The organism is Endozoicomonas atrinae (assembly GCF_001647025.1).
GTDB lineage: Bacteria > Pseudomonadota > Gammaproteobacteria > Pseudomonadales > Endozoicomonadaceae > Endozoicomonas > Endozoicomonas atrinae.
This window is the reverse complement of sequence record NZ_LUKQ02000757.1, coordinates 1-563: the sequence shown is the minus strand read 5'-3', so window position 1 is coordinate 563 and position 563 is coordinate 1. Positions and strand designations below refer to the sequence as shown.

Below are 563 nucleotides of genomic sequence, written 5' to 3'. Positions count from 1 at the left end.
GTACAGAGCCTGGTGACCAGCAATCAGCAGCTTCAGCATTCGCTTCTGCAGTGGGGTAAAGTTATCTTCCGGCTGGTTGTTGTTATCCAATCCACCGACCAGGCAAATGCCCACGCTCTCATGGTTGTGGCCTTTGGTATGAGCCCCCCAGTCATCCACCGGACGTCCCTGTTTTACAGAGCCATCACGCTCAATCACCCAGTGATAGCCGATGTCGATAAAGGCCCGTTCAGTCGTGTGCCAGCGTTTGATATCGTCAACGGTGATGTTCTGGTTGGCCCGGGTGGCCGAGCAGTGAATGATCAGGTAGTTGGTTTCCGTGCGCTTGCCCATGCTCATCCCCTTAGAAAATATGAAAGCAGTCCAATCGCTGTGGTCAGAACCAGCCAACCAAACCGCTCGACATAATTGAGCATCACGCCCCGTCGACTGGACAGAAACTCCAGCTGCCGAATGCGTTTATCCTGCTCATCCAGACGTTCATCCTGACGGGTCAGGCTGGTAGTCTGATGGGTGATTCGTTCCTCGATCATGGCCAGCCTGGACACCGCATCGCTGAGCTT

At 54.4% G+C, this 563-nt stretch carries 2 protein-coding genes; both read right to left on the bottom strand.

All coding sequences use genetic code 11. The features are described from left to right. Window positions 1-333 (bottom strand): N-acetylmuramoyl-L-alanine amidase (locus tag AK963_RS30465; protein ID WP_066018860.1); only part of this gene is annotated, 333 nt, incomplete at its 3' end. Window positions 334-335: 2 nt separating this feature from the next. Then, the coding region (locus AK963_RS34375) for a hypothetical protein (protein WP_175404788.1) at window positions 336-563 on the bottom strand (228 nt) is incomplete at its 5' end.